The sequence below is a fragment of the Paenibacillus thailandensis genome, assembly GCF_042685365.1.
GTDB classification, from domain to species: Bacteria; Bacillota; Bacilli; order Paenibacillales; family Paenibacillaceae; genus Paenibacillus_AP; species Paenibacillus_AP thailandensis.
This window is the reverse complement of sequence record NZ_JBHUMY010000003.1, coordinates 103,994-124,469: the sequence shown is the minus strand read 5'-3', so window position 1 is coordinate 124,469 and position 20,476 is coordinate 103,994. Positions and strand designations below refer to the sequence as shown.

Below are 20,476 nucleotides of genomic sequence, written 5' to 3'. Positions count from 1 at the left end.
CCATGTCAAGTCCGGCACCAAACTTTGGCATAACCGAGTTTACACAAAATTCTTGACAGACTCGTTCCCAACGGAAGCCTAATGAGTTGCCATCCTCTGGCCCAAATCATGTCCTCGCGGGACAGCTGATTGATACCTATCCACGAGCCGTGAGCTTAACGGTATCCAATTCCCTTTATGGAGATTAATTACACCACAGGACTAGTCTGTCTTTGTGTACTATAATTGTTCAAATAAATGAACCCGAATGAAAGCATGTTTTCTTTGCTTTCTTCGGGTTCTTTTTGTTGTTATTCAATTAGAGTTGAGCACGCGTCGTTCAACAGCTTGGCAGCGTCAACTGGAGGAACATATCGCAAAGTTGTCGACAGCTGCTTATGGCGTAGTTGGCGCTTAATGGCGATGATGTCAATTCCACTTTTTTGCATCAAGTATGCCGTTGTATGCCGGAAACTATGGGCTGTGACTTTCTTTAGTATTCCGGCTTCCCGACAAAACGCCTTAATGATCCGGTTTAACGCTTCCTTGGTTAAGGGACGATTATTCTCGAAGAAAACCTCTGGATGGCCGGATTTCAGCCATTCTTGTATAGAAGGATGATTCAAATAACGTTCCAACTCTTCAACGAGGGAATCGGGCATGTAAACGACTTCGGATATGGTTTTCTGTCCTTTATTCACTATAATAACCCTGCGCTCAAAATCAATCTGTTCAAGCGTTAACTGTATGATCTCCCTGTTTCGAAGAGCGGTCGTAGTCATTAGCAAAAATAGGGTGAAGTACTTCCGGACAAATGGGTCGGCTTTAATAGCCACTTGAAATAATTTCTGACACTCTTCGAGCGAAAGAGAACGATCAATAATTCGTCTTTCGTAATAAGGGTTTGGGAAATTTTTCATGGGGTTTTGCTTAACCATACCAAGGCCATGGAGTAATGTGAAAAAGTGCTTCAGATAAACTATGTTATTGAAAATGGTATTCTTTGAGGCCTGATATCTTTGCTTCAAGAACTCAATATAACCATCGATGCAATTAGCATCAATAGGACGATAGGTCTCGGATTCCGTGTCGTAGTAAAATTTATCGAAATCCAGTTCTCCATCGTAATCCTGACTAAGGTAGTGCTCAAATTTGAGGAATTGACGGCTATAAGTGTATTTTGCCGATTCTTTAAGATGGGTATGTTTCTTCCAATTGGCATAGTATGGAGAGTCCAATAATAAGTGGCTCATTTTTTCTCCAGCCTTTCCTTAATTTGCTTCATGACTTCTTGAGCAAATGGGTGCTTGTTAATGGCGTCTCGAAGCTGATCATCGAATAGCCGCAAGTATTTCATTGTGCTGTCGATCGATTCGTGTCCTAAAAGCTTCGAGAGGGTGTATATATCGATCCCTGCTTCAAGGCCTTGAACGGCAAAAGAATGACGAAAAGAGTGAGGACCTAAACGATCTTTGTCTTCCTCCTTTATCGACTGAGACTCGCGAATAATACGTTTTATAAATTGCTGAATGGCTCTAGATGTGATGGGTTTATCCCCGGCAGTGCTTGAAAAGATATAGAGCCTTTGATAATCGGAATCTGGCATCACCTCGCGAGCGCGACTGTATTCTTTCTCTATAAAATCTGTGAGCATCATTAAGGCGAGCTCGTTGATTTTTCGGACTTTCTTGGTATTCTCAGCCCCTTTGGGTGTTACCTTGATTGTTTGAGTATCAGGAGTGATATCACCGATTCTTAGATGGCAGAGCTCGTTTATGCGAATTCCACTCCCAAGGAAAGTCCAGATAATTGCAGTGTAAAGGCTATCGTGGTTACGAGATTGAGCGATCTGCAAGATTTCCGCGATCTGCACTTTAGTAAAGGCTTTTGGTGCGTCATCGTTTGACCATCGAACGCGTAGTATAGTCTTCAAGTCCCCGAGATCCTGATGGCCATAAAATATTTTGTATGTGGTCTTTATGAAGGTGCGAAGAAAGGAAGACTTCTTGGCTTTTGTATTAGGATCCTCATTAAGCTTAATATAGTCGGACAAGAATTCGCCGTTTGATACCTTTTCAAACTGCGGATCGTTGCCAAACTTTTCCTTCACATGTTGCTGGAAAAGTTTCATCTCTGACCGATACGTTGTTTGCGTGGTCCGGCTAAGACCAGAAAACTTGCTGCTTTGATAGAAAGCATCAACGGCTTCGAGAAATGAAACGTTCCGCACTGCCGGGGGCATATTAGGTTTTGTCTGTGTCTGGACAGGAAAGGTTTCCATAACTTGTCGCATTTTCTCTGGACCATAATGACTTAACAACTGGTTTAATTGTTCCTTGAGTTCAGAGTACTTAGTATCTCGGATTACTTTTGGCATGTGAACAACTCCTATCAGTAGTTGATTTTATTCACGGCATCTGTTAATTGATGTGGACTTCGATGAACATATCGTGCAGTATTTTCTGGCCGGTCATGTCTTGCTAGATACATCAGTAACTGTGGCGGGCAATCCGAACGTTCCGACAGCCTGCTTATGAAAGCATGCCGGAGTAAATGGGGACCTCCCGGATAATTCCAACCAGCGACAAAGGAATAGAGCCTGTAGCGTGCCCGTAATTCGCGAATAATTGCTTGGATATTGTCGCCGAACACATAGTCATTACGAGAACGGCTTGCCATCAGAGATTGAAAATACTTTTGTAATGGTTCAGGTAACGGGAGCAAGACCGATTTCTCGTTTTTGCCGAAGACAGAGATGGTTTTATTCTCTATATTGAGGTCCTCATAACGAATACTTGCTACCTCATGTATCCGCAACCCAAGTAAGAGCATCAACCCAAATGCTGCGAGCTCCAGTATTGGCTGGTCTGAATGACGTAGGATCGTTTGGTAAAAGTTTTGAAGTTCAGCATCGGTCGGTAAATCGCGATAAAGGTACTTCTCATACGGGATTCCGGAGACATCCAAAGTAATGTCTTTAGAGAGCCAGCCTAACTTGAAAAGGTTAGACAATAAGTATCGGATATCGTAGAAACGGTCACTAACCGTGTGTTTGCTATAGACACCTTTCGATGCCAGCCGTAATAAGTACTGCCTGAATTCGATGAGTAGCTCTTCCGTAACCATCGATAAAGGAAGGTCGTTGATCGAGTTACTCTGGAATTGGATGTAATTGGTATGGAGCCAATTCATAAACATGGTGTAACTGAACTTGTACTTGGCAACAGATTTAACTTTCACCCCTGATCGGATTAAATAGATGATGTGCGCATTTATCGCAGGGTGATGGATAACTTGAGTTGCTTCTTCTGGAGACTGACTCTCACAAGGTTTCTTTAGATCGAATTCATACGAGAATAATTTTCTAGATATCGCAAGAATCATGTCTCGTTGAATAAAGTCCGGGTATGATTGTTCCGTGAAATTAATAAGGTCATCTTTATTGGTCAATTCCTTGTCTTGAATGGATCGAGCATCAAGCCCAGTGCGGGTTTTGAAAAAATTAATGAGCTCTAGTGCGTATTGAATCAAAGAAAAATAGCTGGTTGATTTGAGTGACTTTTCCTTTTCCAGGAAATCGAGTACTACAGGTGTAAAAATTCGACCTTGGATTTGGGTTTTAAAAAGCCATTCATTCAAGCCATGCGAGCCTAGAGAACTTATTGACGTATCCTCTTCAGGCCAACGAAATGCATACATGGTATTCAAGAACAACAGCACCTTCTCCCAACTTAAGCTCTTGATATCATGATTGCCAGTTGGGACAGTTTGTAAACATTCTTGCGAAGTAGAGTTCTCATAAGAAGCAATCTCTGCAATAGTTTTCGCATTTTGCTTCCAATGATCCGAATACATGAATCCCAAAATATCGATATCTTTAATATTCTGATCGTTATCCATCTACATCTCTCCCTCAGATTCTGTTTCTTTGACCGTTCAGACAGCAGCTTTTGCTTAAGAAAGGAGGTGGGGCCCGATGGTCCACATCATTGATGTAAAGGTATCATTTGCTTTCGTTTTCTGTCCTGGTTGCTCCACAAATGGAGCAAAAGCTCGTTGGGTTTTCGGGTTATGCGAGGATTTCGGTCGAAAGAAACAAGAATCTGCTCCATTTGTGGAGAGTTGATGATGAGTGCTTTGATACGGGATTAAGCTGATGGAGTGTAAAGCTTAGGTTGAAGGAAGACCTTCTTCAACTAGCCTTAAAATTCATCCATGGTGAAATAGACGAAATCACTTATATCAGCAGGCATGATCGAGACTGGTATGAGGTGAAAGAACTGGCAGCTACTGACCCAATAACTTTTGGTATTCTGCTGCGGAAGCTCTCCTTGCCTAATCGTCGAAGAGCATTGATTCAGGCTTTTGCTTTAAGGACAGTGGAGCTAAGAACACTCTTGCTGGGGGATTTTTCGGATTCTTCTTCAACGATTTCTGACCTATATCATCCAGTGAAATATAGAAGAAGATTTACCAATGAGCTGCTAGCCCAATTTGGCATCATCCACCGCGTACCTTTTGATTGGGTTTATAAGGATGGGTCTGTTGTAGAGCGATGGAACTTCAAAAATTATGATTTTAGCGGGATAGCTTTAACTTGTATGGAAGACCTGATTCCGTTATTGAGAATGGCTGAAGATCGTAATAGAGATGTAAAAGGATATGTCATCCAGACAAACACGGATCAAGAATGTTATATCCGTCTAGAATCACGAACCGATGTGATCGTCGTTGATCTATATCAAAATGACCTATTAAGTTTGGACAAACTCATGTCCGCTCTAAAATCGAAGTCCTTAACATGGTCAGGATTCATTACCCAATCTGTTGTACCTGGGCACCGGTACTGGACATTCATTGGGGCGGATCATGAATCGGCTATTGTTCGAATCATGGAAACGGAGTTCAAGTATATCCAAAACACCATGCGCTTGTGATAGGACAAACCGCAGACGGAATAAGGTGTATTGAGGTGAAAAGTATGGAGCGAATGCCGACAATCAAAATCGTATATGTGCCTCATACTTTATGTAGTGATTCAGTTCAAGTCTCAAACACCTTATCCGCTGCAGAGGCCAAAAATGCCGTTATCGATTACATCCTAAAGCGTTTGATCTTGAAACCGACTGAATAAGCCGGTTTTTTTGTTTCTCTCTTTGTCCATACTGGAAAGTGATAGTGATAAGAAAGGAGAAGAGCGAACCTCCATGTATACGGCCATATATCCAAGGGTTTCTACAGGCATGCAAGCATCAGAGGGCACAAGCCTTGATGCACAAATTGAGATTTGCATGCGGAAAGCGAAAGACTTGGGAATTCCCGAATCCATGATCAAAGTTTATCGCGAAGAAGGATTCACAGGTGAAGATATCGATCGGCCCGCCATGAATGAATTCAGACAAGATGTTGCGCAAGGGCTGGTCCGTCGCTTGATTGTTACCCACCCCGACCGGTTGACCAGGGACTTGACGGATAAATTAATCCTTTGCCGTGAGCTGGAGCGGAGCAATATCGAGCTGGTGTTCGTGGACACGGAATACCGGAATACGCCGGAAGGGCAGCTTTTCTTTAACCTGATGAGTTCCATAGCACAATACGAGTTGTCTTTAATCAAGAAGCGGACGGTACGCGGAAGACTCAAAGCGGTGGAAAAAGATAAGAAGATCATGCCCATGCGTGTGGCTCCCTATGGATATGATCTTCACGAAAATACCTTGATTATCAATGCGCAGGAAGCCGAATTTGTCCAGAAGATATACCACTGGTATGTTCATGAGAACTATACGCTTCGTGAAATCGGGGATCGACTCTATGCGTTGGGGGCAGTACCCAAACGAGGGGAAAGCAGGAACTGGAGCGCCAGTTCCATTAGAAGGGTTCTTACTTCTGAGGTGTACATCGGCAAGTTCTATTACAATCGTAGAGAAACCCGAAAGATTCGCGGGGAGAAAACCAAGAACGGTACACCGAAAAAAACATATGCCTTTCGCGAGGAAAAGGACTGGATCGAGGTTACCGTGCCAAGTATCATTGACCCGCAACTGTTCGAATTAGCCCAGGTGCAGAAAGAGAAAAACATGAAACGCTCAGGAAATGTAAAGTATGAGTATTTGTTAAAATCCATGATTCGCTGCGGCCATTGCGGAAGAATGTGGCAAGCAACTACTTATACAGGCCGGGTAAATAAAGAAACGGGAGAAAAGATCCGTTACACCTGCTACAGATGTCCAAACCTCTTCCCAAAGAAGTATGGTGAAGGAGTTGAGAAGTGCCCCACTCAAACGTTACGAGCCGATATGCTGGACCATTACGTCTGGAAACTGATTCTGGAGACGCTGTCTAATCCAGATGATTATATGGAGCGGCTGCAAAGCAAATCGAATGAAATTAACCTGGAACTTCAATCCGCCGCGGACCACATCAAACGTCAGCTGGAGCAGAAGGAGAAGGAAAAGGAAAAAATCAAAATCATGTTCAAGCGGGAGGTCATCGATGAGCAGGAAATGCTCACTGAAATGCAAAAGATTAATGCCGGACTAAAGTCGTTGGAGCAAGAGCTTGCCGGGTACGAAAGACAGCTATCTGAACAAGCGGAGAAGGAAATATCGGCCAATCGGATTGCAGAGGTCTCCAAAGCTGTCCGATACTTCATCGAGAGCGCCGGTCACGAGCTTACCCTTGAGGAGAAGCGACATATTGTAGAGACACTGGTTGATGAGATCGTTATCCGTTACGACGGGAATGAAGTGCAGGTTACGGCTGTGGGTGCCCTTGACGATTTGAAACGGCAACAGTTTCTTCAACATGAGAATGACATCGGTTCGTGTTCACAACCTCAAAAAATTCGATAACACCGGCGAGGACCTGGAGGATCTCATCTCCATCGGCACCATCGGCCTCATCAAAGCGATCGAAAGCTTCCAGACGGGCAAAGGGACGAAGCTGGCGACGTTTGCGGCGAGGTGTATCGAGAACGAAATACTTATGCATTTGCGTTCATTGAAAAAAACGCGCAAGGACGTCTCTTTGCACGATCCGATAGGAACGGATAAGGAAGGCAACGAAATCACCTTGATCGATATTCTCGGGACTGAAGCCGACGACGTCGAGGACAAAGTGCAGCTGAAGATTGAGAAAAGCAAAATCTACCGTAATCTCGATATATTGGATGAGCGCGAGCAGGAGGTCATCCGCGGCCGGTTCGGCCTCGACCACGGCGGCGAGGAACGGACGCAGCGCGAAATCGCGAAGGAGCTCGGCATCAGCCGCAGCTACGTGTCCCGCATCGAGAAGCGGGCGCTCATGAAGCTGTATCATGAGTTTTACAAGGCGAAGCGTTAACTATGACTTCATACCATCAAATAAGTGTTCCCAATCGATGTGACGGTTGTTTTGAGCCGGCCAAAACCCCGTAAATATTTTACGTTGTTTTGGCCGGTTTTGTTGAGCTGCGGTAGCCGTCATATTTTTCGCTTTCGAGGCAAAAACAAGGCGACGATCGCTCCGAGAAGGATGCCGAGCGCCGCCAGAAAAATAGCTGTCCGATTACCCTCAGCCAATGCTTCACGCAGAGCTTCGCCGGTCATTCCCTGCATGCCCGAGTTGGCGATGGCAATCAAGAGGGCAAGCCCGATGGCATTACCGATGTTTAATGTGGTCGATGCGATCCCGGACGCTACGCCTTGATCCTCCGGGGCAACGCCGTTTGAAGCGGCGATCCACATGCCGGTCCATGTGATGCCCTGGTCGATGCCGGAAATAATGAGCCCCGGAACGATCGTCACATAGCTGCTATTGGTGTACGCCCCTAACGGAATCAGTATCGTCCCGACAATTCCGATAATCATGCCGATAAGCAACGTGCTTCGTGCCTGCAACCGGGTCGCCAGACGTTCGCCCAGCTGAGTGCCTGCTGCAATCGCCAATGAAGGAATGATGAAGGCAAGCCCGGTTTGCAGAGCACTGTATCCGTGCACGTTCTGAAATAAGGTGGTTAGGAAGTAGGGTAGAGCACCGAACGTTCCCATGTAGATGAATGTGATGACCATGCCGGCGACCAAGCTGCGGTTACGGAAAAGATAGATCGACATTAGAGGTGCATTGCTGCGTATTTCGATAAGGGCAAAGAGCGACAAGAGGATAAGAGAAAGTACTGCACTAATGATAATCTCCTTGGAATTCCAGCCGAATTCGGGCCCCTGAACAAGAACATATACGAGAAGAGTAGCGCCTGCGGTTACGGTTGCAGCGCCAGGTATATCAAAATGACGCTTTTGATTCCGTTGCTCGTCGCGGGGAATAACGAACAACGCAGCTAGTGCAACTATTCCCGCCAATGGAACATTAACCAAAAAGACCGCTTCCCAGCCGAACGAATTGGTTAGCACTCCCCCCAAGATTGACCCGATCGTCAGCCCGCTGGCGCCGGCACCTCCCCATACGGCAAGAGCGCGGTTGCGACGCGGACCTTCCTCAAACAGCCGATTGATCAGCGATAACGTGGACGGAAACAGGAAAGCCGCTCCTATGCCTTGGATGGCACGGGCAATAACGATGACGAACGGATCCCATGCCAAACCTCCCATTAGAGACGAAAGCGCGTAGAGGAACAACGCGAAAATAAACATTCGTTTTTGTCCGAGCAAATCGGCAGCACGCCCTCCAAGAAGCAGGAAGCCCCCGCAGAAAACAGTGTAGGCACTGACCACCCATTGCAGTGACTGTTCGGAGAAGCCAAGACCATGGCCGATCTCAGGCAAAGCAACGAAAACGATATTGAGGTCGAGCCCGTATATAAGCTGGGCTAAAGCGAGCAGTGTCAAGCTCCATCCCATGCCCCGCTGCTTAACGGCAGCCAATTCAGATGCAGAGGCGCAAAGCGGAGTTTGTTGACCGGTAGACACTAAACATCACTCCTATAATTCAAATATTTTTGAAATGTGCAGAGTCATTATATTTCAAACTAATTTGAAATGTCAACAAAAAACGGTTATAATGATTTCATGAGACATGATCATGAAAATGAGGTAGCCCAAGCGGCCAAAGTGCTCGGCGATCCGATACGGCTGAAAATACTGAAGCTTCTTAAAGAAGGAAGACAAGACATTCATCAGTCTCCCGTCTGTTTGGCTTATGCGGATGCGATATGCCCGGAGGATCTTAAGATCGGCTTGGGCGATATTTCGTCGTCGAAGTTGTCGTATCATTTGAAGGAATTGAAAGAGGCAGGTTTTATACAGGAGTGCAGGGAGGGAAAACGGATTTATTATCTCTTAAAGCCTGACCGTTTCAAGAGCTTAATTGAATCACTCCACGTGTTTTACTAGACGAAAGGTTAACCTTCATCTCGAACAAACCGGTTTCGAAAATGCCCGTGCGATTGAAGGCGTCAAGAATGGATGGGCCACAATGACCGGCGAGCTTGAACAGGTGCGGGAACAATAACCGAAAAAAATCGAAACAGAGCCATGGCGGGATTTCAGCTATGGCTCTATTTCCAAATGGAATGTAAATTTGATCGGTTGCTCTTCTTAGCATGGCGAAGTCGAATTCGTGTCGGCGGCAACAGTTGACCGCCTGAGCCACGTTCTGGGCGGTGGCGACGACCTCGAGGTCCTCGAAGCTCGACAGAATGAGTTTCATCCCTTCTCGGATGAACGAATTGTTGTCCGAGATCAGCACTTTGATTTTCAAGGACGCACTCCTTTCGGATGTATTCCCGCCGGAATCACCAAATGAAGTCTGAAGGGGGAAAAGGGACCGTTGACGGGCGTATTCAATGAAACTATAATGGTTTTATTGAAAGGGGATGCCGCGCATGGCCATCGTCAGCCGCTATACGATCGCGCTTCATATTTTGACTTGGCTTGCCTTATGGGTGGAGAAGGACGAATTTTTCCCTTCCGACCGGATCGCGAACAGCGTGGGAACGAGCCCGGTTTTTCTGAGACGAATTCTTGGTCAGCTTGCGAAGGCGGGCCTGGTGCTTGTGCAGCATGGCGGGACAGGGGCCGGCTGGAAGCTGGCGCGCCGTCCGGAAGAGATCAGTCTGCTGGACGTGTACGAAGCCGTCGTGCAGACGCCTCTGTTTGAACTCCACCACAGCCAGCCAAACTCGAGCTGCATCATCGGCCACGGCATTCAGCCGGCGCTGCAACGGGTCTACGGGGACAGTGAGGAAGCGTTGAAGCGTCAGCTGGCGCAGGAGTCGATCGCCGATCTGCTCGCCTCGTCGCTGGAGCACGGGAAGCGGTGATGCCGCCGCAGCTGCAGGCTTCGCGGGGAGCCGCTCGCCGGAGGCGGACGGAGAAGCGGGCCGATCGGCCGCTTGGAGAGGGAGCCGATCGGGAACGGCTGCTGGCTCGGAGATGACGGCCGGTCGGAGAACCCGAGCGAGAAAGTCGCAAGGAAAGGGAAACGGAAACGGTCCAGTAGCCGTATGAGGAAGTCGCAAGGAAAGGGAAACGGTAACGCTCCAGTAGCCGTACGAGGAAGCCGGCAGGCCGTTTGAAGCCGGCGGGTTGCGTCGTTTTTTGCGGCTATCAATGCAACTGAAGCAGTTGCGATGAGAGGGGGTCCAAAGACGGCTTCCAAGTTCGGGTTAGGGCGACGGCGGAAGAAAAGGAGGAGATAAATTTAATATCAGGCTTAAATCTGCCTGATCGGGAGCGCAAGAGGGATATAAGATCGAAACCAGACTTCAGTTTGTAGCGTGCCCGCTGTATGTGGCGTATCGTCGGCGGAGCGGACAGCTTGGCATTCAATGCAACCGAGTTGGTTGTGTTGGAGAGTTCAGATTGCAGCCATGAATGAACCTGATTATATTTTTAAAGCTTCATTGTAACTGATTCAGCTACATTGAAAAGACGAATTTGGATAAGGAGAGGGTTTCATGGACAAACGGATTTTTTGGTTGGCGCTCGGATCGTTCGCGATCGGAACGGAAGGATTCATGATCGGCGGGCTGCTGCCGACGCTGGCGGCGGCGCTGCACGTGTCGACGGCGCTTGCCGGACAGCTGGTGACGGTGTTCTCGCTCGTTTACGCCGTGTCGTCCCCGCTGCTGACGACACTAACCGGGAGGATGGAGCGCAGGAAACTGTTGTTCGGTTCGCTGCTGCTGCTCGCCGCCGGAAACGTGATGTGCGGGTTAGCTTCCTCGTACGGGCTGATGCTGACCGGGCGGATCGTTGCCGCGCTGGGAGCGGGCCTGTTCTCGCCGGGAGCCGTCGCCGCCGCCTCCACGCTGGCCCCGCCCGCGAAGCGGGGGAGCGCGGTGTCGATCGTCATTGCTGGGCAGACCGTTTCCCTGATTCTGGGCGTCCCGTTCGGGACGTGGGTCGCCCTGACGTTCGACTGGCGCACGACGTTCTGGATCGTCGGCGGGCTGACGCTGCTCGCTGCATTGGCCATCCGGCTGCTGTTCCCGCAGGTGGCGCCGGCCGGGGTGATCGGCATGCGGGAGCGCCTGTCGTATCTGAAGCGGCCGGAGCTGCTGTCCGCCTTGCTGACGACGCTCGCCTGGGCCACCGGCATTTTTTCACTCTTTACGTACGTTTCCGAGCTTTTCTTCGGCTACGGGGCCGGAGGCCGGATGATCAGCGTCGTGTTATGCCTCTCCGGCATTGCCAGCTTTATCGGAGTGCGGACGGGCGGCTTAGCCGCGGACCGGATCGGAACGAACCGGGCGATCCCGCTGGCGCTGATTCTGCTCGCGGCCGCGCTATTCCTGTTGTCGGCGCTGAGCGGCTTTGCCGGCCGGCCCGGCATTCTCGCCTTGGCGACAGCCGCCATGGCGCTGTACGGCTTCAGCGGCTACATGTTCAATCCTGCGCAGCAGCATCGGCTGATCGGCCTGTCGGGGCCTTCGTCCGGCATCGTCCTGTCGCTGCAGGCTTCCGTCGTTTACGTGGGAAGCGCCTTGGGCGCGTCGGCCGGAGGAGCGGTCGTGCGCTTCGCTGCCGTCGGGCAAATCGGCTATTTCGCAGGCGCTATGACGGTGCTGGCGCTCGTCATGTTTGCGGCGAGCCTGCGCCTGGAGCGGCGCATGAAGCTGCGGGCGGCCGTTCCGGGGAGCTCGACCGCCGCGGCCGAGTCGGACGCCGCCGGCTAAGCTCGTCAAGCGGCACGAGAAGCCGGCGGAAGATTTCCAGGAGTGAAGGTCCCGCCTCCGCTCGGTTAAGCGCGCCAAATTTATGCCGATAAATTCCTTCTTGATCGGATCATACGGTAGGCCGTATATTCGCCCTATAGCCTCCGCGTCAGCGGGGGCTATAGGCTTGACAAGCATTAGAACGAATTTTCCGGCACACTTGCTGGAAAACTGGTTAGCTTCGCCCGACTTAGGAAGGCAAGCTTACTTTTCCTCCAACTCACTGGAAATCCGAACGCCGAACTGTTCCAAACGGGCAATAGCTGCATCGATTGACACTAATTTTTCCGGTACATACACTCCGCCGGATGCGGTTGGTTTGCCATCCAGCCCTAGAATACGTTCAATTGCAACCAATACTCCAAGAGCCGTTAGATGCGCTTGCCCCTTCGGGTCCGAAACGATTGTCCGTTGCTTCGCTGCATGGCCTGATGATTTTAGAATACCCTCCATTTCGATATAAAGATCTTGAGAGGCCCGGTCTCCAATTTTAGTCCCTATAGATTTGCCTTGAATGAAATCAAAACGGACGTTCGGTGCGCCAGTGGCGGCAGCTAAGTTCGGAACGTCAAGCAACCCCATGGGGTAACCTTCCAAATAACTGCCGTCCGACAAGCGGACTTTTCTTGCATGCTGCTTGGCTTCAACCCAACTCCAACGGTCATTATGGCGTAAAAGCGCCCGGCCGATAAAATTTTCGGCATCGCCAGCCGTCATTGGTCCCATCCGTTCATGATCGTCGTAGAGTCCCGCCAATTCAATCGACTCAATCCGGCTGAAGGATTCGGCCGCTTTCAGAGCAATCAGCGTCAGGACTCCGGATTGCGAGTGGCCGAGCGGAACGATTGGACGGCTTGGCGGCATCTTAAGCGCTGAAAATAAGAAAGGCGTTAGCTCGTCAGCCAACTTGGTAATGCCGATATGTGCAATTCCTTTTTCCAGGGCCACGTTGATTAATGCGTCGGCAGGATCCTGCAAGGCGGCAACGATGAGGTCGATTTTTCCCCAATCGTACGATTCGAAAGGTTTATCCAAATCCAGATAAGCCGTTCTCGCGTTCCCGAGTTCTTGTGCAAGTTCGGCGCCTTTATCCGGGTTTCGGCCTGCAATTATAATCTCGGTCTCCTTGTTTATTTTTCGTACATGCCGGGCTATGCCGCTCCCGACAACCCCATAACCGCCTGCGATAAATATAGCCGCCATTTGATTTCCTCCCTTTGTTTATTTGTCTATTCCGGACTTTGGTCCATTCTTTTACAGTTAACGCTTTAACTGTTTGCGTAGTGAGCTGAAGACCGTTTGCGAAGGCCAAACGCAGTGATCGCAATACCCAGAACGGATGCTGCAATCGGGACAATCATAGCGATCCGGTAACCGTCAAGCAATGCTTGCGGCGACGGTTCGGAACCTGTGGCGGCGATATTTACAGCGGTTACGACCGCCAAACCGAGAGCCGCGCCAAATTGAAAAGACGTGTTCAGCAGACCGCTGGCCAGCCCTTGTTCTTCTTCCGAAATTCCGTCCGTTGCGGCAATCGTGAGCGGTCCGTAGGTAAGAGAAAAGGCGATGCCTGTCAGGATCATCGTTGGAAACATAGCTGCATAGGTCCAATCAAGACCGATCGGCAGGAATAGGGCGTACGCCAGGGCAGCAAGGCAAAAACCTCCGAAAATGACCGGAATGTTGCCATAACGATTGACCAGCTTCGGGGTCAGGGTGGGTGCGAGTACGGCATCCACGCCGACAGCAAGCAGGGCAAGACCGGTTTCAAGAGATGACCAGCCGCGCAGTTCCTGCAGGTATAGAACAGCTACGAATTGAAATCCGAAGAAGGAACCGGCGAACAACATCGCACCGAGGTTAGCGCGTACCAGCGAGCCGGATGCGAAGATCCCGAGACGAACCAAAGGGGAAGCGGAACGCCGTTCAATGGTTACAAAAAGACCAAGAAGCACTGCACTGCAGGCAAGTGCGCCAATCGTCCAGACCAAGCCCGCGTTGGATGCCTCTACAACCCCGTAGACAAGGAGAAGCATCGCCCCCGTAACGCTGATTGCTCCGGCCAGATCGAAGCCTTGGGCGGAGGACTGCGGTCGGCCCGAGTCCGGTATGAGACGGATGGCAGCAAGAAGAATCACGAATGCCAATAGGACCGGGCCGTAAAAAACCCACCGCCAGCTGAGCTCGCTTAATATTCCCCCGACAACGAGTCCGAGAGAGAAACCGGCAGCCGCCGTCCCGGCATAAACGAGCAGCGCTTTGTTGCGGGCCGGACCTTCAGCGAAGCTCGTCGTGATGATGGATAGGCCGGCGGGAGTCATAAACGCCGCACTAATGCCTGTAACGAATCGGGCGACGATCAGCATCCATCCGTCGGTCGCCAGTCCTCCAAGCCCGGAGAAGACGAGGAATACGGTGAGCCAAACGAGAAACATTTTCCTCCGTCCGAACAGGTCCGCCGCACGCCCTCCCAGCAGCATAAAACCTCCATAGCCTAGTACATAGGCACTTACTACCCATTGCAGCGAACCGGTCGACAGGCCAAGTTCAGCGCGGATGGAAGGCAATGCCACGCCTATCATCGACACATCGATCCCTTCCAGAAAGATGGCCCCGCACAAAACGAACAATAGACCCCATGAAATATTGTTGGCAGTCTTTGTTTTTTGACCGTTTTTCTCCATTGGATATAACCTCCTATCAACATTTTTCTTTTTACGGAAGCGGGTTATTTGAAATTGCCTTCCGCATGGACACAAGGAGATTATCGTTCATATAATCGAGTTAGCAAATTACGCACTTTGTTGTGACATTGTCACCAAAAAGTAACATACGGCTCGAAAAACGGTTATATGATGGTTGGAAGAGCCGCCAGAGATTATAATGGAAGTCACGAATAATCTTTCGTCGATCGCGAAAGGAACTATGGCACATAGAATGAAACGGTTAGGAGGCTTGTAAAATGAAACTAAATCCGGATCAGCGCTATAACATTCCGATAGAAGCTACGTTAGATGTTCTTGGGGGCAAGTGGAAAGCGCAAATATTATGTCACTTGGCATATGGGCCGAAGCGAACGGGCGAATTGCAAAGAGTTATGCCGACAATCACTCGAAAAATGCTGACCCAGCAGCTGAGAGAATTGGAAGATGACGGTGTCATTATCAGAACGGTTTATAATCAAGTCCCGCCGAAAGTCGTTTACGAATTGAGCGTCTTGGGAGAATCGCTTAAACCGATTATCGACATCATGTGCGAGTGGGGCGACCGATATATGAGGGGAGTGCTGTAGGGGATCCGAGCAGACCCCATTATTTCGAGCAGCACGCTATTATCTGCTTTTAAATGCAAAGCAGCGGGCGCATGCCCGCTGCGTTATTGCGTCTAAATCAAGCATTCAGGCTGCTTGGATTCAAACATTTCCTCCTCGCTTTGTAATTGGCCGCTCATTTTTTCGTATTCGCTGAACGCCATTATTCATTTATACTAGAGTCATCTAATCGCCGGATTCCCTATATTTATGTAAAACGGCCATACTATCGTTCCCTATCGAAAATACTTGGGATGGAGTCGATCCGATGCTGAAGACGAAGATGTTCGTTTCCTTCTCGATTGTATCCTTAGTTATTGTCGGAATCACCTGCGGCATTTTCTACCAAAAATATACAAATGATATCCAGCAGCAATCCCTCCGTTTATCCTCGATTATCTCCAAGCAATATTCCGATATGGTGGATCTATATTTGCAGAGCATTGAAGAGCTCTCGTTGTCGGTGTCGATCTCGCCGGCCGTCCAGAGCAATCTCCTGGAATACGAAAGGGCCGAAGCGCCGCTCGACAAAGAAATTATCGATTATAAGCTGAGTCCGTATTTATTCGATTTTTCCTACCCTAAGCCGTATATTCATTCCATTTCCATTCATACTCTGGACGGTTATATGTACGCCTATTCGAAAGACATGGAAACGAAGTTCGTTCCTCCGTATACCCTCGAGGAGCTCGAGCGATTCGACGAGATGCTGGAGAACAAGGCGTTTTTTCTGCATTCGTATTCCGCTAGGGAACGAGCGAAAGTTCCGCCGGAGCGGCTCGTGTCGTTTATTCGGCGCATTCATCGAATACCGACGCAGCAAACGATCGGACATGTCGTCATCAATATCAATGTCAATGCTTTCGAAAGGTTGGCGCTTCCGAAAATGAATGACGACCAATACGACGGCGCGATGACGATCCTGCTTGTCGACGATAGAGGGGAAATTATATACGACAATACCGGCGGGAACGAGGGGCTGTTATTCGAGACGATGAGGACCGAATCCGGGCGGTCCGCCGGGGAGCTGCGGTGGAAAGAGCTGCCCTATTTCTATACGAAAGAGACGTCCGCCTATACCGGCTGGGACACCGTCGTCCTTCTGCCGAAGGACGTGGTGCTCTACAAACAAGAGTACATACGGGATATTATCGTCGTCGCGGGAATCGCCGCGATGGTTATTGTCGCAGCGGTATCCTATACGCTGTCCCATCAAATCACGATGCCGCTCCGGCACTTGATTCGCAATATGTCCAGAGTGGAGCTCGGCGATTTCACCCGCCGCATGGAGTATACGGGGAACAACGAGTTCGGCAAATTAAGCCGCGTATACAATCATATGCTGGACAGCATCACGCGGCTGATCCGGGAAGTATACGAATCCAAGCTCGCCGAGAAGAATGCCCAGCTCGCCGCGCTGCAGGCGCAGATCAATCCGCATTTTCTCTACAATACGTTGAACACGATGAAGTCGATCAGCAGGCTTCGGGGGATCGAGGAGGTCGCGGAGATTTCGGAATCGCTCGCGAGCCTGTTTCAATACAGCATGAAGCGTATGTCTCAGCCTGTGCGGCTTCAGGACGAAATGGAGCACGTCAGCCACTATTTCAACATTCAACAGCACCGTTTCGGGAACCGGCTAACGCTTCAGCCGAACGTGCCGGAGACGCTCCAAGGCGCTGCGGTGCTGAAGCTAACGCTTCAGCCGATCGTCGAAAACGCGGTGAATCACGGATTGGCCCGAATGAAGTCGGGAGGCTTAATCGTGATCGACGCCCAGGAAAGCGAAGGGACGTTGATCTTGCAAGTGTCCGACAACGGAGCGGGATTGGACGCCGAACGGCTGCGCTCGCTCAGGAACGGCTTGGAAGCGGCTGCGGAATGGCAAGGGCTGCGCGAGGATGGAGGCGGCATCGGACTGGCCAACATTCATCAGCGCATTCAGCTGTACTTCGGGAAAGAGTACGGCATCACGGTAAACAGTACGCTCGGCGCCGGAACGACGGTACGGATCGCAATACCGGCGCGGTTTACGGAAGGCTAAAGGAGGCGTTGAAGGCGATGAACATCTTTTTGGTGGAGGATGAGCATTGGGCGTTGGCGGAGCTGGTCGAGCTGTTGCGAATCTACGAGCCGGCGCATTCCGTCTACGCTTTCAGCAATGGGGAGGAGGCGTGGCAGGCGGCGCAAAAAACGCGTCCCGGGCTGGTGCTGACCGATATTACGATGCCGGTCATGGACGGGCTGGAGCTGGCGGAGAGGCTGCATGAGATGGATCCCGCCATCAAGAAGATCATCGTCAGCGTCCACGATCAATTCGAATACGCGCGCCTCGGGATGAAATACGGAGTCATCGATTTTCTAGTCAAGCCATGGAAGAAAGAGGCCTTATACAAGGCTGTCGATGAAGCGCTTCGCCAAATCCGCGAAGAAGCAAGAACCTCCGAGGAATGGCTTCTCGGCTCCTTGGCCCGCATGCTGCAGACCCCCGAATCGCCCAATCATCCGCGGCTGCGCACATTTCTAGACAAAACTTATCATATGCTCCTTCTCCGGGCGGACGGAGCGGAGGGATGGAGCCGCTTCAAGGAGTCCGTACCGGACTTGGATGGCGATATGTACCGAATCGATCTGGACGGGCGTCAGCGGGCGATTCTCGTCGGCGCTGCGGACCCCGACGGAGGGCAAGCCTTCCGCCGGGCCGTGGCCGAGTGGTTCGAGCTTCTTCGGCGGGAGCTTGTTCCCGTGCACGTCGGAATCGCGAGCAAACCGGCGGGAGAGCCGTTATACAAGACGTTTGGGCCGTTAAAGGAGCGGCTGGAATCGGAGATGCGGTTCGGCCTCTCTTCGATCGTGACTGCGGGAGCGAACAGTCCGGATGCCGATCTGAGCGGCGCGTGGGATCGCGTCCGTATGCTGGAGACGCATTATCGGAACGGAGAGCTGGTGAAGGGAGAGGCCGTTCTTGTCAAATTGCTCGACGACTTGAAGGGTAGGCGCTTGAAGAAGCGGCAGCTCGATCTGTTCCTGAACGATATGCTGCTCTCGCTCAAATTCAAGCTGCAATCCCGCAACGGCGGCGTAGACGTCGACAGTCTTCCGGAACATTACCGGCTGCCTCCCGACATCTATACTTACGAAGAATTGTTTCAATGTCTGAAACACAAGTTCATGAGTTTATATACGGCGGATATCGGCCCGGCGCGAAACCAAGGCAATCCGAAGGAGCTGATTCCGAAGCTGCTGCATCTCATTCACCGGGAATACGGGACGTCTCTTTCCTTGCAGCGATTCGCCGCCGAGCAGCATATCAGCTTGGGGTATTTGTCGCGGATGTTTAAGGCGCATACCGGACATACCTTCTCCGAATATGTGACCGATTATCGGATTCGCAAAGCCCGGGAGCTGTTAGCCGATGGCGTCGACCGGCTGCACGAGGTCAGCCGGCTTGTCGGGTATGACGATCCGAAATATTTCAGCCTGCAGTTTAAGAAGCTGGTCGGCGAATCTCCGATGCACTACGCGAAGCGGATGGCAGACCAAAGACGGCCGCCGCTGTAAAAAAGGAAAATAATTACCCTCAAATCGGCAAACGAGCAGGTGGTTGGGGCACGCTCCCGCGATTACAATAAGAGCAAAAATACCAACCCAATAAAAGGGAGGTTATCGTTCGATGATGAGAAGGAAATGGCTATCGCTGGCATGCGGCGCGGCCCTGATCGTCACGGCCATGGCAGGATGTTCTTCCGGTACGTCCGCTCCGGGAGGGGGCGCTCCGGGCGCAAGCGGTTCGTCCGACGCGGGAAGCGAAACCACTAAATTGAAAACGCTTACGATATTGACAGGGACGACTGAACCGGGATATTCCGCCCTGCAGGCGGTAGCGGCAGGAGCGGAAAAGAAGCTCAACTTGACAATCCGTTTCGATGTGAAGCCCGACGGCACGGAAGGCGACAATCTGGTCAAAACGAGGCTTGCGACGGGCGATATGTCGGATATTTTGTTCTACAATTCCGGATCGCTGCTGCAGGCGCTCAATCCCGACGAGAACTTCGTCGATTTGACGAACGAGCCGTATATGGAGAACGTGCTGGATTCTTTTAAAGAAACGGTCAGCAAAGACGGAAAGGTGTACGGCGTCCCGGTCGGCTCTTCCAACGTAGGCGGCATTTTGTACAACAAGCGGGTGTACGGGGAACTCGGACTGGCGATACCGAAGACGTGGGCCGAGTATATCGCGAACAACGAGGCAATCAAAGCGTCCGGCAAGGTGGCGGTGATCGGTTCTTACAAAACGACGTGGACGTCCCAGCTGTACGTGCTCGCCAACCATTATAACGTGCAGGCGCAAAATCCGAATTTCGCCAAGGATTATACGGAGAATAAGGCGAAATACGCGACGACGCCCGCCGCGCTCCGCGGCTTCGAGATGACGGAGGAGACGTTCAAGAACGGGTATATGAACGAGGATTTCCTTGCTCTGACGTACGACGGGGCGCTAAAGATGCTCGCGGAAGGCGCGGGCGTTCATTATCCGATGCTGACGTCCGCGGTGGACTCGCTCGCGTTGAACCATCCGGATAAAATTCAAGACATCGGCGTATTCCCGATTCCGAGCGACGATCCGAGTATTAACGGACTGACGGTGTGGATGCCGAACGCGATGTACATTAACAACAAAAGCAAAAACGTCGATGCCGCGAAGCAATTCCTGGAGTTCTTGATTTCTCCGGAGGGGATGCAGCTATTCATGAGCAAGGCGAAGGCGAACGGCCCGTACGTCGTGGAGGGCATCGACGTGCCGGACGACGCGTACGACGCCATTAAGGAGATGCAGCCGTATTTCGATGCGGGGAACACCGCGCCGGCGCTCGAATTCGTCTCGCCCGTGAAAGGGCCGAATCTGGAAAGCCTGTTGATCGAAGTCGGCACCGGACAGAAATCCGCGCTGGACGGAGCGAAGGATTACGACAAGGATATCGAGAAGCAAGCGCAGCAGCTTAATCTGCCCGGCTGGTAAGACGCTAGTTGCATAA

General features: G+C 50.7%; 17 protein-coding genes. 10 read left to right on the top strand and 7 right to left on the bottom strand.

All coding sequences use genetic code 11. The annotated features are described in order from the left end of the window. Nucleotides 1–290 precede the first annotated feature (290 nt). The 3 genes from ACFSW5_RS04065 to ACFSW5_RS04055 are packed head-to-tail and all read right to left on the bottom strand — an operon-like array spanning nucleotide 291 to nucleotide 3,879. Entirely contained in the window at nucleotides 291–1,232 is a 942-nt protein-coding gene (locus ACFSW5_RS04065) for a tyrosine-type recombinase/integrase (protein ID WP_379270127.1), read from the bottom strand. Further along, nucleotides 1,229–2,356 (bottom strand): tyrosine-type recombinase/integrase, encoded by a 1,128-nt coding sequence (locus tag ACFSW5_RS04060; RefSeq protein ID WP_379270126.1) that lies wholly within the window; start codon nucleotides 2,354–2,356, stop codon nucleotides 1,229–1,231. The genes ACFSW5_RS04065 and ACFSW5_RS04060 overlap by 4 nt, the downstream gene beginning before the upstream one ends. Nucleotides 2,357–2,370: 14 nt before the next feature. Continuing rightward, a complete protein-coding gene (locus ACFSW5_RS04055) occupies nucleotides 2,371–3,879 on the bottom strand; it encodes a tyrosine-type recombinase/integrase (RefSeq protein ID WP_379270125.1) in 1,509 nt (502 codons plus the stop codon). Between the two features lie 275 nt (nucleotides 3,880–4,154). Between ACFSW5_RS04055 and ACFSW5_RS04050 the strand changes: the two genes are divergently transcribed. From ACFSW5_RS04050 to sigK, 3 genes are all read left to right on the top strand, one after another. Next, nucleotides 4,155–4,916: a hypothetical protein gene (locus tag ACFSW5_RS04050; protein ID WP_379270124.1), complete on the top strand. Its 762-nt coding sequence runs from the start codon at nucleotides 4,155–4,157 to the stop codon at nucleotides 4,914–4,916. 270 nt (nucleotides 4,917–5,186) lie between these two features. Further along, a complete protein-coding gene (locus tag ACFSW5_RS04045; protein WP_379270123.1) occupies nucleotides 5,187–6,830 on the top strand; it encodes a recombinase family protein in 1,644 nt (547 codons plus the stop codon). After that, nucleotides 6,784–7,320, top strand: a complete 537-nt coding sequence (gene sigK, locus ACFSW5_RS04040; protein WP_379270122.1) for an RNA polymerase sporulation sigma factor SigK — start codon at nucleotides 6,784–6,786, stop codon at nucleotides 7,318–7,320. The genes ACFSW5_RS04045 and sigK overlap by 47 nt, the downstream gene beginning before the upstream one ends. Before the next feature lie 119 nt (nucleotides 7,321–7,439). On the opposite strand, the gene ACFSW5_RS04035 is transcribed toward sigK, so the two are convergent. After that, nucleotides 7,440–8,882, bottom strand: a complete 1,443-nt coding sequence (locus ACFSW5_RS04035) for an MFS transporter (protein ID WP_379270121.1) — start codon at nucleotides 8,880–8,882, stop codon at nucleotides 7,440–7,442. 69 nt (nucleotides 8,883–8,951) lie between these two features. Between ACFSW5_RS04035 and ACFSW5_RS04030 the strand changes: the two genes are divergently transcribed. Beyond that, nucleotides 8,952–9,305: an ArsR/SmtB family transcription factor gene (locus tag ACFSW5_RS04030; RefSeq protein ID WP_379270120.1), complete on the top strand. Its 354-nt coding sequence runs from the start codon at nucleotides 8,952–8,954 to the stop codon at nucleotides 9,303–9,305. On the opposite strand, the gene ACFSW5_RS04025 is transcribed toward ACFSW5_RS04030, so the two are convergent. After that, a complete protein-coding gene (locus ACFSW5_RS04025) occupies nucleotides 9,268–9,672 on the bottom strand; it encodes a response regulator transcription factor (RefSeq protein ID WP_379270119.1) in 405 nt (134 codons plus the stop codon). The two genes, ACFSW5_RS04030 and ACFSW5_RS04025, sit on opposite strands and share 38 nt — an antisense overlap. A 124-nt stretch (nucleotides 9,673–9,796) precedes the next feature. On the opposite strand from ACFSW5_RS04025, the gene ACFSW5_RS04020 reads away from it, so the two are divergent. Together ACFSW5_RS04020 and ACFSW5_RS04015 are read left to right on the top strand one after the other, a co-directional pair. After that, the gene (locus ACFSW5_RS04020) at nucleotides 9,797–10,234 is read left to right on the top strand and encodes an Rrf2 family transcriptional regulator (protein WP_379270118.1); all 438 of its coding nucleotides are present in this window, start codon (nucleotides 9,797–9,799) and stop codon (nucleotides 10,232–10,234) included. Nucleotides 10,235–10,870: 636 nt separating this feature from the next. Beyond that, entirely contained in the window at nucleotides 10,871–12,091 is a 1,221-nt protein-coding gene (locus ACFSW5_RS04015) for an MFS transporter (RefSeq protein ID WP_379270117.1), read from the top strand. Between the two features lie 243 nt (nucleotides 12,092–12,334). On the opposite strand, the gene ACFSW5_RS04010 is transcribed toward ACFSW5_RS04015, so the two are convergent. Then, nucleotides 12,335–13,333, bottom strand: coding sequence for a hypothetical protein (locus tag ACFSW5_RS04010; protein WP_379270116.1), 999 nt, complete (start codon nucleotides 13,331–13,333; stop codon nucleotides 12,335–12,337). A gap of 65 nt (nucleotides 13,334–13,398) precedes the next feature. Then, entirely contained in the window at nucleotides 13,399–14,814 is a 1,416-nt protein-coding gene (locus ACFSW5_RS04005) for an MFS transporter (protein ID WP_379270115.1), read from the bottom strand. A 278-nt stretch (nucleotides 14,815–15,092) separates the two neighbouring features. Here ACFSW5_RS04005 and ACFSW5_RS04000 point away from each other — a divergent pair, with 278 nt between their 5' ends. From ACFSW5_RS04000 to ACFSW5_RS03985, 4 genes are all read left to right on the top strand, one after another. Further along, nucleotides 15,093–15,422 (top strand): winged helix-turn-helix transcriptional regulator, encoded by a 330-nt coding sequence (locus tag ACFSW5_RS04000; RefSeq protein ID WP_379270114.1) that lies wholly within the window; start codon nucleotides 15,093–15,095, stop codon nucleotides 15,420–15,422. A gap of 286 nt (nucleotides 15,423–15,708) precedes the next feature. Beyond that, nucleotides 15,709–17,484 (top strand): cache domain-containing sensor histidine kinase, encoded by a 1,776-nt coding sequence (locus ACFSW5_RS03995; RefSeq protein ID WP_379270113.1) that lies wholly within the window; start codon nucleotides 15,709–15,711, stop codon nucleotides 17,482–17,484. A gap of 17 nt (nucleotides 17,485–17,501) precedes the next feature. Further along, nucleotides 17,502–19,001 (top strand): response regulator, encoded by a 1,500-nt coding sequence (locus ACFSW5_RS03990; RefSeq protein ID WP_379270112.1) that lies wholly within the window; start codon nucleotides 17,502–17,504, stop codon nucleotides 18,999–19,001. Nucleotides 19,002–19,113: 112 nt separating this feature from the next. Further along, the gene (locus tag ACFSW5_RS03985) at nucleotides 19,114–20,460 is read left to right on the top strand and encodes an ABC transporter substrate-binding protein (protein ID WP_379270111.1); all 1,347 of its coding nucleotides are present in this window, start codon (nucleotides 19,114–19,116) and stop codon (nucleotides 20,458–20,460) included. Nucleotides 20,461–20,476: the final 16 nt, after the last annotated feature.